This window comes from Streptococcus sanguinis (assembly GCF_019929225.1).
In the GTDB taxonomy this organism is placed as follows: Bacteria; Bacillota; Bacilli; order Lactobacillales; family Streptococcaceae; genus Streptococcus; species Streptococcus sanguinis_J.
Genome location: NZ_JAHZPA010000001.1, coordinates 268,929 through 284,716, shown reverse-complemented (window position 1 = coordinate 284,716; position 15,788 = coordinate 268,929). Strand labels below are relative to the sequence as shown.

At 40.2% G+C, this 15,788-nt stretch carries 13 protein-coding genes; all 13 read right to left on the bottom strand.

Annotated features, from left to right (window positions below; genetic code table 11):
* Nucleotides 1-54: 54 nt before the first annotated feature.
* On the bottom strand, nt 55-1,725 hold the full coding sequence (locus K1I80_RS01450) for a rhamnan synthesis F family protein (protein WP_223313310.1): 1,671 nt from the start codon (nt 1,723-1,725) through the stop codon (nt 55-57).
* Nucleotides 1,726-1,741: 16 nt separating this feature from the next.
* The gene (locus K1I80_RS01445) at nt 1,742-2,947 is read right to left on the bottom strand and encodes an ABC transporter ATP-binding protein (RefSeq protein WP_223313311.1); all 1,206 of its coding nucleotides are present in this window, start codon (nt 2,945-2,947) and stop codon (nt 1,742-1,744) included.
* Nucleotides 2,947-3,753 carry an ABC transporter permease gene (locus K1I80_RS01440; RefSeq protein ID WP_223313312.1) on the bottom strand — a complete coding sequence of 269 codons (807 nt, stop codon included), beginning with the start codon at nt 3,751-3,753 and terminating at the stop codon, nt 2,947-2,949. The genes K1I80_RS01445 and K1I80_RS01440 overlap by 1 nt, the downstream gene beginning before the upstream one ends.
* A 5-nt stretch (nt 3,754-3,758) precedes the next feature.
* A complete protein-coding gene (locus K1I80_RS01435; RefSeq protein ID WP_223313313.1) occupies nt 3,759-4,694 on the bottom strand; it encodes a glycosyltransferase family 2 protein in 936 nt (311 codons plus the stop codon).
* A complete protein-coding gene (cps2T, locus tag K1I80_RS01430) occupies nt 4,691-5,839 on the bottom strand; it encodes a beta 1-4 rhamnosyltransferase Cps2T (protein ID WP_223313314.1) in 1,149 nt (382 codons plus the stop codon). The genes K1I80_RS01435 and cps2T overlap by 4 nt, the downstream gene beginning before the upstream one ends.
* 113 nt (nt 5,840-5,952) lie before the next feature.
* Nucleotides 5,953-7,200, bottom strand: coding sequence for a glycosyltransferase family 4 protein (locus K1I80_RS01425; RefSeq protein ID WP_223313315.1), 1,248 nt, complete (start codon nt 7,198-7,200; stop codon nt 5,953-5,955).
* Nucleotides 7,201-7,203: 3 nt separating this feature from the next.
* Complete coding sequence (locus K1I80_RS01420; protein ID WP_168955700.1) at nt 7,204-8,511, bottom strand: DUF2142 domain-containing protein; 1,308 nt, start codon at nt 8,509-8,511, stop codon at nt 7,204-7,206.
* Complete coding sequence (locus K1I80_RS01415; protein WP_223313316.1) at nt 8,498-11,479, bottom strand: rhamnan synthesis F family protein; 2,982 nt, start codon at nt 11,477-11,479, stop codon at nt 8,498-8,500. Before K1I80_RS01415 ends, K1I80_RS01420 begins: the two co-directional genes overlap by 14 nt.
* A gap of 24 nt (nt 11,480-11,503) precedes the next feature.
* Nucleotides 11,504-12,283: a glycosyltransferase family 2 protein gene (locus tag K1I80_RS01410; protein WP_002895012.1), complete on the bottom strand. Its 780-nt coding sequence runs from the start codon at nt 12,281-12,283 to the stop codon at nt 11,504-11,506.
* Nucleotides 12,273-12,632 carry a DUF2304 domain-containing protein gene (locus K1I80_RS01405; RefSeq protein ID WP_002895011.1) on the bottom strand — a complete coding sequence of 120 codons (360 nt, stop codon included), beginning with the start codon at nt 12,630-12,632 and terminating at the stop codon, nt 12,273-12,275. The genes K1I80_RS01410 and K1I80_RS01405 overlap by 11 nt, the downstream gene beginning before the upstream one ends.
* Nucleotides 12,632-13,348, bottom strand: coding sequence for a glycosyltransferase family 2 protein (locus tag K1I80_RS01400; protein WP_223311654.1), 717 nt, complete (start codon nt 13,346-13,348; stop codon nt 12,632-12,634). The genes K1I80_RS01405 and K1I80_RS01400 overlap by 1 nt, the downstream gene beginning before the upstream one ends.
* A gap of 36 nt (nt 13,349-13,384) precedes the next feature.
* Nucleotides 13,385-14,377 carry a glycosyltransferase family 8 protein gene (locus tag K1I80_RS01395; protein ID WP_223311655.1) on the bottom strand — a complete coding sequence of 331 codons (993 nt, stop codon included), beginning with the start codon at nt 14,375-14,377 and terminating at the stop codon, nt 13,385-13,387.
* 6 nt (nt 14,378-14,383) lie between these two features.
* Complete coding sequence (locus tag K1I80_RS01390) at nt 14,384-15,712, bottom strand: lipopolysaccharide biosynthesis protein (protein ID WP_223311656.1); 1,329 nt, start codon at nt 15,710-15,712, stop codon at nt 14,384-14,386.
* Nucleotides 15,713-15,788 lie beyond the last annotated feature (76 nt).

Here is a 15,788-nt window from a genome sequence, read left to right as displayed (position 1 = left end):
TCTTTCTGGTAAATAGTTATATTCTCTAGCGAGATTTTTTGTGAATTAAGAATCTCACTTTTTCTTTAAAAGATTGGACAAACGATTTCTAATCTTTTGAGATAAATTTTTCTGACTTAATTTTTCTTTTTGCTCGGTCAATTCTGCTCTCTTCCTCTGCCAGTCCAGTAAAGAGGGGAGGGAAGATAAGGGTATAATCTTGAAATCATAATGACTGTCCCAAGCTAGATAAACCAATAAATGCTCTAAAACATCAGACAATTCTTGCTCAAAGAATGGCAAACTTTCTAAGCTCTTCATTCGGAACATACTAGTCAAAGTAGAGTATTTAAACCATACAAAGCCACCATAGACTCTCGTAAGAGAAGGGGTGGTCATAAAGTCAAAAGACTTATGCAAACCAGCTTCCTGCCAGACAGCAGCCAGCCTTGGACGCGGCGGTTCTGACTCAAACAAGCCGTCCCTGACTAGACGCGGTAAATCTGGAATAACCAGCCCTACAGCAGACTCCTTCTCCAACGCTTCTATGCTTGCATCCGCATAATCCACCATCATATTTATCAAATCAGAACGCATAGCTTGATCAAAAACTGCCTGATTCCCCACCAATCTATGAGTAGATAGATGACCGATATAAGCATAGTCTTGCAGAATTTCCTTCTGCTCTAGCATGGCAAGCCAGGCGCGAGATTTCTGACTTAGGACAATCTGAACTTTATTGCCCAGATGACCAAGAGCTGTCTGCAGCTGTTTCAGAACTTCTGGCTGGTTTGTTGTCAATAAATACTCGTACTGAGACGATAGAGAGAATAGCTTGTCCTGATACTGCTGAAAAATAGGAAAATCCGTTACATGAATATGCAGGAGGACAGGCTGATCTGTCCGATAGTTCGAAGTTGCCTGAGACAAATACTTGTCCTGCAGCAAACAAGGAAGGTCTGGACCAAAATGATAGAACAGGTGTTCCCTAATAAGCGAAGTTGGATAGGATGAGTTGGTTTCAAGATCTTCCAGAAAATACCTAGCTAAAAAAGGATTGCCTGTGAGAGCTTTTACCTTTAGAAAAGGAAGCTTTGCTTCCAGAATCTTAAGTGGCTTATAGTATGAAAAATCTGGATGAACCAATTCTCCTGCTTCTTCCTGACGGGTATCAAGTAGAGCTTGATATCTGAATCCTGCCTCTACAAAACGCTTGGTAAACTGGGTCTCGTAATGGTCAATCACATCTTGAACGTCAGTAAAATCTTCTACCTGAGACCAAAATTCACGGAAAGTCTTGTCTTTGAGAACTGACTGCTTAAAGGTAACAAAGTAGCTCTGCAGGTGTTCTTCAAAGTACCTGGTCTTGCGGAAATTAGTCATTCCCCAAAAATCGACTTGCGGATCCTCTTCAAAGCGCTGATAAATGGGCGCCAAATCCCATAGTGGACCAAAGCAAGTGTCGTTCATGAGAGTCAGAGAGTCTGAGTTCTGCAAAGTATCAAAACCCAGCCAGTTCATACCGTCACGCCAAGCTGCAAAATCAAAGCCTCGATTATCCCGCTCAAGCAAGTCAGTAATCCCCAAGTCTTCTCTCAGCCGACATTTGTCCTCATTGCTCAAAGGACTATTTGAAATAAAAAGAATCTTAGAAAAAAGCGGCTTTAGCTGCTCCAATTGATAGAAGACATGACCGCTTATATGATTGCATTTATTGAAATGAACATAGAGTAATATTCGTTCCATGAAAATACCTTATTCTTTATGATTGAGAAATCTTCCAACTGCCATTACGCTGGATTAAGCCAGTGGCAGAATCCTTAGCAGAGACATCGTCATCCTTAATATCCTGACGATTGACTAAGATAACTGGGTTGTTCTGAGAGTCTGCAAAGGCTAGAATTTGTTCTTCCTGATCCCGCACTGAAACCTGCAGTTTTAACTTAGCGTTATTTATCTGTGACACATGACACTTATAAGTCAAGCGCTTCTGCCCAGGTCCTTCTGTCGGCTGATCCATGGAATTATCATTGTAAAGCCAGATAGTTCGATCGATATCTGTCAGAGAAAAGGAAACATAGGTCGGGAGGTCTTGATTAACCCGATAAGAAATTTCAAATTCAATCTCTTGTTCAGGTGAAATCTGAGGCGAATGCAAGAGCTTAACCTTCAAATCAGAAACTGCCGCATTCTCAACCTGGAATCCCTCGTTCATGGCTTTTTTTTCAGTCGCATTGTCCAGACTGTACTGGTTTGCCACATCATCTGGATTGCCGATAGCCTTGACCAAGCCATTTTCAATCAAGACGGCCTTATTACAATACTTTTTAACAGCTCCCATGTCATGGGTCACCAGAATGGTCGTCTTGCCTGACTCCTTGCGATCTTTGAAGTAATCATTACACTTACGCTGAAAGGCTTCGTCTCCAACAGCCAAGACCTCGTCCAAAATCAGAATATCACCCTGAGCCTTGATGGCCACAGAAAAGGCCAAACGCACCTGCATACCGCTAGAATAGTTCTTGAGTTTTTGATTCATAAACTCTCCCAGCTCAGCAAACTCCACGATATCATCGTACATGGCATCTACTTCTTCTGTTGAGAATCCCAGCATGGCACCGTTCATATAGACATTCTCGCGGCCAGTTAGTTCTGGATTGAATCCGACACCCAGCTCAATAAAGGAAACCAACTTACCATCAATAGTTACCTTGCCCTTCTCCGGAATATAAATCTCAGAGATAATTTTCAGGAGGGTGGACTTACCAGAGCCATTGCGCCCGACAATCCCGTAGAAGTCACCCTTTTCGACCTCAAAGGAAATATCTTTCAAAACATGCTGTTCTTTGTAGCCTTTGATTCCCTTAAAACGATTAACCAGACTGGTTCTTAAACTCTGAGTAGCCTCAGTAGGCAATCGAAAGAATTTACTTACATGGTCGACTTTTACTGCAATATTATTTGACATTATAAAATCTCCGCAAATCTCTTAGCATTTTTATTAAAGAAGAACAAACCTAGAGCCAATATCACAAAAGGAATCAAGTAAGGGATGAGGGCGATTAGTTTGTTATTCACAATATCCCAGCCTCTGACATTAACAGGAGCAACAATGAAATGGCGCATGTCCTGCAGCATCTGGGCAATCGGATTGAGCATCATAATTTTAGCGACAAAGAATTGCTTCCGCTGCAAAAGAAAGGTCAGAGAGTAAATAATAGGACTAGCATACATTCCTGCTTGAAGAGCCACTTCCCAAATCGGTCCAATATCCCGATACTTCACAAACAAGGAAGACAGCATGAGGGCACAGCCCATTGCCAAGACCAATACCTCCAGAAAAAGAGGAATAATTACCAGCGTATGCAATCCGAATTCCACCTGATTAATCAAGGCGAAAAGGAAAACAACGATCAGATTAATCAGAAAATTGATTGCCGCTCCAAGAACGGATGAAATGACGATGGTATGTTTAGGAAAGTTTAATTTACGCAGCAAATCTCCCCGAGAAACGATGGAAAGCATGCCCATATTAGTGGCTTCGGTAAAGAAAGACCAAAAGACCATCCCCAGCAAAAGCCCTACTGTATAGTGGGGTGTCCCATCATCAAAGCGCAAAAAGCGGACAAAGACCAGATACATGATAGTAAACATCATCAATGGCTTCAAAATCGACCAAAGATAACCGACCAAGGACCCTTGATAACGCAACTTAAAATCCGTCTTGATTAATTCTTTCAAAAGAATCCGATTTTTTTTACTAAAAAAATCCATGAATATTACTCCTTATAAGCAAACTTTGTGAGAATGAGGCTCGTAAAAACAAGAGTATGAAAAGTGCGGTTTTTACGGTAGCCATACTGGCGAATCCTGCGCCAGCGCTCCTTAAAAGGCACCTCCATAATGGTCACAAAGTTCTCAATTAACTCTCTATTTTCAGCAGTCAGCGGTAGTGCCAGCAAATTTCTAGCTTGGGTCTGACTGTCTTTTATCAATTTCCAATATTTGGTAAAAAGAACATGGGGACGCACCCAGTTTTTTACGCGTTTTCTGAGCGTTCGCGCTCCCAGCACATTATTCGAATGCTGACGATAGAGCTCACCCGGCTTGTCAATATAGACTAGATTGCCAAAAGCCGCAGCAAGCAAGCCCAGATACCAATCGTGCATGAGCAGTTCATGCTCTTCCTTCCCAGTCCAAAGTTGGGCCAAGGCGCGATTTATCATAGAAACACCGCCCGTCACCGTATTCTCCGTCAACTCTTGGACTAGTTCTGTATTAGCGTGATCTGACTGAGTGCGAATCATACTTTCGTGAACAACCTGTAGCTCTTGATCTACGACCTTCAAGTCAGTATAAACCAGCAAGGGATGACTGCTATCATACTTGTCTGCCTCAGCCAACTGCATGGCAATCTTGTCTGGCAGCCAAACGTCATCTTGGTCGCTAAAGAGATAGAAATCCGAATCTTGGTATTGAAGCAGGCTATGAAAACTCTGAATGACACCTAGATTTTGTGGATTTTCCCGATTGATAAAGGAAATGCGGTCATCCTTGCGGCAAAAGTCTTCGATGACAGCCCGCGTCCCATCTGTAGAGCCATCATCACGAATCAGCAGCTGCCAGCCCCTATATGTCTGCTCTTGAATACTCTTAATCTGCTCGGCCAGAAACTGTTCCCCATTATAGGCGGACAGAAGAATGGTCACTTTCATGATAAAAATAAATCCTCGTATTCACCCACAATTTTTTCCCAGGTGTAGTTTTCTTTCATATTTTCTTTGGCGGCTTGACCTAGCTCCGTAAAATCTGTTTGAGCATCTACTCGGTCAATCAGCTGGGCCAGCTGGCCAGGTTCTTTTTGCCAATACAGAGCCGTTTCCTTGGCTACCTTCCGATTGAAATCCACATCCAATACCAGATTGGCATCTGTCTGAGCCAGAGCTTCCAAGAGTCCCGGATTGGTCCCACCAACCTCATGCCCATGTATGTATGCAAAAGCATGATTACGGATATATTTGAGCAGATTCTGATCGTAGACCGTACCGACAAACTTAATGCGAGAATCACGGTCAAAGCCTGTTTTCTGCTTGAGCTCTTCAAAATAGGGATTGCCCTCATGATTGCAGATAATCAGCAAATCACGTTTGGTTTTGGATTTCATGAATTCTTGAATGATGGTTTCATAGTTGTTTTCCGGAACGAAGCGTCCGACAATCAGGTAATAGTCTTTTTCCTTACTAGCCCACTTTTCAAAGAAGACCCTGACCTTGCCTTCGTTTTCCGTCAGATTGGACAGATAAAGGTCGGTTCCATAAGCGATACAGGTCGTTTTAGACCAAGGATAAGCTTTTTGAATATAGCTTTCGATGCCTAGATTGTCCGCAATAACCAAGTCTGCATGCTTGGTCATGACCTTCTCAGAATACTTGAGATAGGCTTGGACTGGCTTAGACCACTTGGCCCGCTTCCACTCCAACCCATCAGGATTGATAAAGAATTTACCGCCTGCCTGATGGATACGACGAGCAAAGGGAAAGATAAAAGCACCAATTGTATTTCCAAGAATGTAAAAAATTGGCTGCTCAATCTGCTCTTTCTTAGCAAACTTGAGGGCATAGGAAACGGCCATCATATCATAGGCAATTACGCGGGTCGGGCCAAGCTTAGGTGGCTTGACTGTAAAACAGTCTACTCCCTTGTAGTCAAAATGATGAAAAGCTTCATCATCTGATAAGCAAGCCACATGATATTGGATGTGAGAAGAGATTTGATGCTCCGTCAATTTCTCGACAAAGGTTTCAAATCCTCCATATTTGGCAGGAAGTCCCCGACTCCCGATGATGAAGACATGTTTCATGATTTCCCTCAATTCAAGATTTTACAATCCATTCTATTATACCACTTTCTAGTGTGTTTGTATAATACAAAAAGGACAGGTAGAGCCGCGGCTGAACTTGTCCTTTTCTTTCTTTAACCTCTTCTACCAGAAAGCAGCTTATTTTTCACTTTGCGTAAGAAAGAGCTGGCTGGTTGAGAGGGTAAATTTGTATCCAATAAGCACTTGACATGACGCAAGGAGTTAGCCTGATACATTTCAGTATTTTCAATCTTATCCAATAAGGTCTGGTAAACACTCTGAACTGTGTAGCGCTCTTGAATCTTGCCAAGATTGGCCACCGACTGGTCTTTTAATCCCTCAAAGTTTGCCAAGGCAATATTTATCTTATCAGCCAACTCCTCGATATTGCCAGATGAATACAGCTGGCCTTCTTCAAAGATTTCATAGGCGGATAGATGACCAGGATTATCCGACAAAATGGTCGGAAGGCCATTCATAATCGCTTCAATATAGACTAAACCAAAGGTTTCCATCGCAGAAGGAAATACCACTAAGTCTGCTGCCGTCACGTCTGACCAAGGATTGTCCTTGTGTCCCAAGAAGCTAATATTTTTTACCTGATGTTCAGAGATATAAGTATCGCATCTTTTTTTGTACTCCTCATCCCAGGCACCGATAAAAACTAAGGTCGGTTTTGGCTGAGATAGCTGGTTATAGGCTTTTATCAATTCTAATTGATTTTTCCGCTCTGTCAGACGTCCGACTGACACAATACGCCTTTCGGCTCTATCCTTTTCTCCTGTATTAGTAGGATGAATTTTCGTAAAAGGGGCAAAAGACAAGACTTTTCTGTTTGGCAGCAGCTCCTGTAACTGTCTCTGCAAGGCACCTCTAACTGCAAATATTTCCTGCGAATAATCACTGATAAAATCTAGCTTTTCCTTATAGTAGCCAAACTCTCCGTCAGGAAATTCATGAATCAGCCAGAAATGCGGAACATTCTCGCAGGCCGCTGCCACTGCACCTTGAAACATATTGACCGTATTGGTAATAACCAAATCAATCTTTCGCTCCGTTAGTATCTTTCTGAGCGCTGAGGTATTATCCTGATAAGACCGAGCTCTAGACTCAGGACTACCTGGCAGGCCACCAGGCGCGTCCTCCCACCACCATTTAACTGAAGGCAAGGCTATAGTCTCAATACCCAAGGCTGCCAAGCTGGATATATAGTCCTGCTGAACGGCTACATGATAATCCGGAATCGCATTGATAACCTGATGGCCCGTCTCTACCAAGTACTCCATCAAATTGACAATAGAGATCTCAGCTCCATTATCCAGCGTTCCCGTCGGAGAAATGAATAATATATTTTTTTTCATAGCTTATCCTAATATATTCCAATAAAAGGGCACCATCAAGTAGAGGGAAACCAAGAAGTTAGCTACCAGAGTCCCAACCATCATTCGATTCACCACTCTGTCTTTAATGTCCAAGGTTCCTAGATTAGCAACAGTTGGTAGCAGTAAAATCAGGAAGGGTGTAAAATAACGCCCCTGAGCACCAACTGATATCATAGCACCTTTACCTAGGACGATAGGTGTCCACTGCAGATACATAATTGACACAACAGCAATCACTTGAACCAGAAACAGATACCGCGACATGACTGTATAGCCCTTGGTCATAAAATCTTTCTGCGACTGCAAGAAGATAAGCGCCAAGACTGCCACATCGATAAAAATCAACCAAAGCGGCAGCTGGATAGTAAAATTCCCCAAAAAGCCAAACATACCGATTGTCAAAATCGTATTCAAATCGCCATTAACACTTTGCTTAAAGAGCGTATTCAGTAAGACTTGGCCATAGTGCAAGAGCCCACCCTGATTGCGAAATGCCAGATGCAGGGCAAGAAAGAAAGCGGCAAAGCCAAGTGCATAGAAGATAGGGCGATAACGAGTTACAAAAGCTTTGGCTGCAACAAAAGGCTTGTTCAGAAACGCAAGGAATCCTTCAAACTCAAAGTCAACAAAAGGCAGCAAGCCTAATAAAAGAACATTATTCGGTTTGGTGACAAAGAGTCCTATAGAAATCACCAAAAGCTCCAGTACATTTCTATTAGTGAATTTCTTATGGTAGGCAATATTGGTCAAAAAGCCAACCGCCAACATAATCTCCAGATAGCTCATCACATCGTAAGAGAGAGAAGCAGCCTGCTGGACCATAATAGGCAAAAGAGATAGGAAAAACAGAGCTTTTTTGCCATATTTGAAGTATTTAATCAGCAGATAAACCCCGATGATATATGCCAAAGCATTAAAGAGCCTCCCCATCATCACGATGAAGCCTACTGACGGATAAAGCATGCTTCCCAAGGTCATACCTAGTAGCTGAGGCAGAAAAGAGATAGCCTTGAGATTAAAGCCAAAGGTAAACTCTTCTTGCGCCAGATCTATCTTCTCTGAGAACAGCTGCTTGTACTCTGCCGGCGAAACATTCGGAGTGGATGGGATTTTGTCCATCCATTTATATGTTCGACTGGTAGGTTTATGGAAGATTTCCCATGTCATACGAGCGTGATTGGTCTCATCAGGCACCCGATTAATCGGCTGTGCAATCATAAAAGTCAAGACAAAGATACTTGCCAATAATAAGAAAATATTCTCGACTTTTACTTCTTTATTTCTTTTCAAAATAAGTCACCATTTCATCTTTTTTATCTAAACTGCAATTTTCTAATACAAAGGTGTAGGCATTCTCCGCCAGTTCTCTGCGTAAATCCGCAGAAAGAATCAGGCTTTCCAGCTTTTCTTTCCATTCACTATCTTTAGCCAAAAGTCCCGTCTGACCGTCTATCATCATGTCTGCAAAGGCACCGATATGACTGGCAATCGTTGGCACCTTGACTAGAGCTGCTTCTATCCACTTGATTTCTGACTTGGCCCGATTAAAGACTGAGTCAACCAACGGAGCTAGATTAATATCAACCTGACTAATCAACTGAGGCAAGGCCTTCCAGTCCACATACTCATGGATAACAATACGCTGCGAATATTGTTTCATATCCTGCGGGATATCCAAGTGCCCTACAATATGAAGCTCCACGGATGGGTAGTTGTCTAGCACTTCTTTGATAGCCGGCTTGATGAGCTCAAAATTTTCATTGTGGCTGATGGAGCCAGAGAAATAGCCAATTTTGATTCTGTCGTCTTCACCAAAGTCTTCCTTCAAGAATTGCGAGCTAACCGCAATCAATTCGCTGGACGCCAGATTACGATTCAGCAGAACTGAGTCCTTGTATTTGAGCAATTCCTCTTTTAACTGATTCGTGGAGGTAATCGCTCCATCACAAGCCGCCAGCATTTTTCCGTAATTCTTCACCCCAGCATCATAATTGCCCTTTTCCTTCTCAGATAAGCCTTGTGTATAGCTTAGCTGGTCCGTATAAAGGGTATCAAAGACCAAATCATCAATATCAAAATAAACTGGCTTATGCTCCTCCCGAGCCAAATCACATAAAAGCTGGAGTTGAGCGGACCAAGGAGCGCGGTAGATAATGATATGGCTGGCATACTGGGCCTGAGACAGAATAAACTTAGACGCATTGACCACTTTCACAGCAAAACCATTCTTTCTAAGCTGCTCTGCCTTATTGAGCACACGGTAGCGCGTACACTGCGGAATGATGTTCTCTACACCGTCAATGATGAGAATGTATTGATCACGAGGCACATCTTTGAATTTTTGAACAATGTTCTCAAGAATTTCTACTGGATAATCTGTCTTCTCCCGAACGTAGTCCAACAAATCAGGAACTTCCGATTCTCTTTCCAGACCTTGCCATAAAAACTGCTGATCATCATAATTCTTCAAAGAAGTATACTTAATCAGAGGACTGCCCGCCTTTAACATCCTTAATGGATGAATATACATAGCCGAATCCTGATTTTCGTGAACCAAGGCATCGTAACGATAGCCCAAGTCAGCAAAGTACTTGGTAAAAGTCGTTTCATGCTTTCCGATTGCTTCTTCTCGTGAATCCGTGTCAGTCAGCACTTGCCAATAGTCGTAGAATTCTTCGGACTGAAGCAGCAAAGTCTCAATCACCAAAAAATAAGACTGTAGGTGATTGGGAATGTAACCATAGCGGTTAAATCCAGTGATATCTTCCTGAGTCTCACCATAGGAAATTCCCCAAAAGTCAAGATTTCTACCAGCCATGGTTTGAAAGACTGCTGCTAAATCACTCATAGGACCGATATTAGTGTCATTGACGAGCATCAGCTGAGAGCAATGCTGCAGCGTTTCCTTTCCTAAGGAAAGAATGCCTTCACGAAAAGCTGCCGTATCATAGCCGGTATTATCCCGCACCAAGACTTGGCCATACTGTCCTAAAGTTTCTAAATCTTCTGCAACCAGTCCGCCGTTAACAACGATGAGAGTCTTATCAGCCAAAGCTGCTAACTTTTCTAAAAAGATAAGTTTGTACTTCTGCAAGCGTGGCTCGGATTCAAAAATGACATAAATTAAGACTTTTTCGCCACTTGAAACTGAAGCTAAAGCTTTTTCTCGTTGAGAGTTCCGCAGCCATTGATAATAATAAACCTTAGGAGACTTAACTTGGCGTTTCAAACGAACCAGCTGTTGCTTAATCCGACTTAAAGCAGCTTTGATACTGCGAGGATTTTTGACTAATCGAGCCAGACGTTTCAATGGCGTAATCACGCCATTCCCCAAGCGATAGGAAATAGATCGGCGAATACGAAACTGCTCCTGAATAGCCTCATCTCGCTGTTCTTTTATCGTTCTCAGTCTGGATTTCAAGGAGTCTAGATTTTTATGTAACTGCCGCTGATCCTCCTGCAGTTCAAGAACATAGTCGTTCACTTTATCCATATGCTGAATCAGTTCATCCAAACGACCTTCCAGTGTGAATATGTTTTTGCCCAGAGCTTGATATATTTCATCTGGTATCTGTTTTACATACTTACGCAGGATTTTCAGATACATTTCGTAATGATATCTCGTAGAATCCCGTTTAGAGATTGATTCCTTATCAAAGACCCGGTAATTCAGCTTTGTTTTTGCATCATAAACTGGTTTTGCACCTTGATTGATAATTAAGTTTAAAAGAAAATCATAGTCCTCCAGTTTCTCACGATTCAGCGCTTCGTCATAATAAATACCTTCAGCAACCGAACGACGAATGAGGGAGCAATTGGAAATATAATTCTCCGTTAAGAAAGCTAGCTTGTCATAAGGCCGTGATTTAAGGTAAACTTCCTTTTTATCAGGATCATACAAATCACCATAGACAATATCTGCCTCCTCTTGCACCATGCTTGTGTAGAAACTCTCAATATAGTCCGAATCCAGAAAATCGTCACTATCCACAAAAATAAAATAAGTGCCTTGAATTTGCTGCAAAGCCTTGTTTCTTGTCTTGACAACCCCCATATTTTCATGACTTTCAAACCGCGTCGGAAAAGGGGAATCCGCCAAGACAGCCTCTATGATTTCAGCAGAATGGTCAGAGGAGCCATCATCCAATACCAGTAACTCAATATTTCGATAGGTCTGAGCAAAAATACTGCGCAAACACTGTTCAATGTAATCTTGATGGTTGTAACAAGTTACAACAACAGATATTAAATCTTTCATATACTTTCCTTGTAAATAACTCTATTAGTTTGAGTTAGCATCTTGACTCTTCATATATGCTTTATTTATCAGATTAGCCATCCACTTAGGCCAGAAAAGCTGATACATAAACAAGTCCTCTTTGGTTCGAGTATTATCTGAAATAGTCTTGGTTGTTTCCGACTCTCCATGAATCCGGTGGCACATAAGCTTCTCAGAAATATAAGCAAAGCGACCCTTATAGGCGCTAATCTTGTACCAAGCATACCAATCCAGACTCACGCGCATTTCCTCATCAAATCGAAAATCCCTTAATGTCTCTAAGTTGTAAGTCACCGCCGGACAGGAAATGGGATTGCCAAAAGCTAGAACGCGATTTCTCCAAAAACGACTGGATGGCATCAGATTCAAGGTTTTAAGCATGAGAGTCTTGATTTTCAGATTGGTATTAGCCGGAATTTTGACTCCATTTTTCTCTTCAAAGTAGTCTGTATAGGCAATGAGAATGTCCTTAGACTGCTCTATCTTCTGCATCACTGCTTCTAGATAAGTTGGCTCATAGTAGTCATCCTGGTGGGCAATGGTAGCATAAGAAGTCTCAACAAAGGAAAGGGCATTGTTCCAGTCCTTACCGATACCGCCTCCTTCTTTCGTATAAAAAGGAATACCGTACTTCTGGCACAGCTGCTTGATTGAATCCAACGGTGTTGAGCTATAGCAGATAATCTTTGATGGCAAGGTTTGAGCTTGCAAAGACAGGATACAAGCTTCTAAAAATTCACTTTCGCCATAGGCGCAAATCACCCAGGTATGGTTATTTTTCATCTTTTTTACTCTCTAACTTTGACATTCTTTGCTTCATGATGGACAGTTCTTGCACCAACTGCTTGATTTGCTCCTTTTGTTTGGAAATGGAAATAGTATGTAAAAAAACAATAACCAGCAGGAAAAAGATGGCCAAGGACATGACAAAGTTTGAGGTCAACTCAAAACCTAACAATTTGGCAATCGAAACGGGAATCCAATCAAAAATAGAAATAACAATCAGAACGAAGCCAATAATAATCCACATAAAGGCTTGCTCAAATAAAATATTGTTTTGATTGATATTCCGAAAGACAAAATACAGGAATAGGACTGAAGCCACCAGCATAACAATAGACAAAATGGACATTATTCACTCTCTTTCATAAAAGCAGCAATCAAGATCGAAGAGCAAACTTCAATCATATAGCGAATGGACTTAATCGGAGTAATCGAAGAGACTCCTCCTGCACGTTCAAACATATTGGCCGGTGCTTCCACCACTTTATATTTCCGCTTCAAGATATGGACGATTGATTCTGGCTCAGGATACTTGATAGGATAGCGCGCAGCGAATTGTCGAATAATGTATCGATTGGCCAAACGATAGCCTGATGTGGTATCCAGAATCCTTTTGCCTGTTGTTAATTTAATAAAAGCTGAAATAATGGTAATGCCAAAACGCCGCATAAAAGTCGTCTGAAATTCCGAAGACTTGTCACCGATAAAACGAGAACCAACAACCAAATCAGCCTGCTGACGACGAATAGGCTCCAGCAAAGCATCCAGCGACTCAATATCATGCTGACCATCTCCATCAAACTGTACGGCCACATCATAATCCTTCTCAAGAGCATACTTATAACCCGTCTGAACAGCTCCGCCAATCCCTAAATTCATAACCAAATGAATAGCATTCAGATGATGGCTGTCCAAAATATCCTTGGTTCTATCAACTGACCCATCATTGATAACTACGTAGTCTAAGTCAAAATCAACTTTCTTCCGATATTCTACAATGCTCATAACCGTATTAAAAATACTTTCTTCCTCATTATAAGCAGGAATTATCATTAAAACTTTCATTAATTTAATCTATTCTTTCTATAACATGTCATCACATTATTTTTTGTTTTTCTGTAACTGTTTTTTTCTATATTTCATAAAGCTCGGGATTAGGGAATTGATAATCTTATATCTTAGCATTGGAAAAGGCTTCATAACAATATTAAAGATTCTAAAACAAACAAAATACAGCTGCCAACCTTCTTCCATTGGTGTATCCTTCCATGGAGTTTTGTGGAGATAATGGAGATACTCCTTTTTAAATCTATGTGTATTCCCCTTCCGCCAAGGTCTCTCTTCACCAAGATAGTGAATAATTGTAGGTGCTTTCCGAAAATGATTAAAATCTTCCTGTGATATAAACTTAGTTGGCTTACTTAATTCACTCAACGTTTTATAAGGATAAACATCATAAATATTAAAATAATTAAAGGAAATTGGCAAAGTAAAAATTTGCTCTTTCAAGGCTCCATTTAAGGCATCTTGGTCTGGTGCGAATAGCTTTCCTTCGTGAAATTGGTAAAATTCTATAACCTTTTTACCAATCTCTTCCTTACGCCATTTTTTTAGATCAATCAATAGGACACCCGAATTATGATAGGGGTGCTCTTTCAAAGCTAGAAATTCCTTTCTTGACTTATCCACAGTTGGTTCGGGACACATACCTATTACCTTATCTCCCAAGTCGCTATAAAAAAGTGAACCTATATCTTCTAGAACTAGTGTATCTCCATCGAGATATAAGATCCTATCAACTTCTTGTGGAAGAAGTTTATCTAAAAAAAGACGTGCCAAAATAATTGAAGACCAACCGTTTGTATCAAAATCAAAGTCAATATAGTCTGCGATATTATTTATAGAAATAATACAAACTTTTCTATCGTAACTTTTAGCGAATTCTTTTAATTTATTTTGATTCTCTTCGCTTATCCTCTCGCCAATTAAATATACTGTAATATTCTCAGCAGATTTATTATTCTCAAATATAGAACACATACAGGTTGCAACTTGAGGTACAAACGCATCATTTAATGTAAATAAGATATTCATAGAATTCTACTTCTTTCTTTTTTCCTGATTTTTAGCAACGCCATAAATAATCAGACTTGTTGCATAAAAGACGCACATGGAGATTAAAAAGGAATTAGCAGCTCCCAGCAATTTTTGATCGCGAATAAATGGTAAAGTAATAAATTTTGAAACAGCAAATGTCAATAAATAGGCTATCATCAGATAATGCTGTTTTCTAAAGATGGTCATAATGATATCAACCACTAGAGCAAAAACATTCAAAATACCGCCTATAAGTAATATTGTGAAAGGAAGTTTATACTCCTGTAATTGGATACCATAGACAGCACTAAGAACTTCTGTACCAATCAGATAACCCAAAATAACAATAACGAGTCCTAAAACAGTCATTACTAGATTTAGAGTATTGACCTGTTTGAAAAATAGTGTAAATTTCTTTTCATTCCAATAAATGGAAAGCTGTGTAGTCAACGGTCTCAGGACAAAGAATAAAAGGGATAGAACAAAGACAGGCATGAATAGAACATTAAAATCTCTTTGAACCCCAGATGAAAAATAGCCATTTGTCAAAAGGTAATCAATATCAATTTTTGGCTCGTTATAGATATACGTTATCAAAAATCCATTTAAAAACAAGGGAAAACTATTTTTCAAAATAGAATACACATTTTTTCTGTCATCATGGAGTTTAGGCGAAAACTTTTCCTGAGAAAAATATAATCTACAGTTTCTGAAATCTAAGGGGAAGGTCAGAATAAAATTCGCACAGCAAATAACAATACTAGCTACCATCAATGATTTTGTAAGCAACAGGACTATTGCAAATATTAACATGCAAATCCAGCTCCTATAGAATTGCACCTTTCCAGCTAAGTCTGATCTATTTTTTTGCTGAAATAATCCTTGAAAAACATCTGAATACGCATCTATAGCCCGATAAACAACAAGCAATAAAATAATACTAGATTTGTAAACATCATACCCTTGCCATAGAGTATAGATAAACGATGTTAAAATCATCAAAAAGACCGTAAAAAGTCTCGTATTATGATAAGAACCAAATTGGTATCTTTCTTTTACATCCGTAGATTGCAGATTTCTAACTTGAAAATAACCTAGAACAAAGAACTGCTGACCAAGAGCATAAGCAATACTAAAAATATCAGAATCTCTTGAATCTAGAAATCTAGAAGCTAGTAGAAGCAAGACGACTGATATCAATGAAGATGAGACTGTCCCCAACATGTTCCATATATAGTTATTTTTCAGTCCTTCTTTTGAGATTATTTTTTCTATTTCTTTATTACCGTCATTATTTTTAGCATAAGGTGATGATCCTGATTTTGAGGGCATTTTTCTTCTCCAAATGTATTCTATTTCTTATTATACTATACTTTCAGTGAAAAGTGAAAATCCTTCTTGAAAGAAT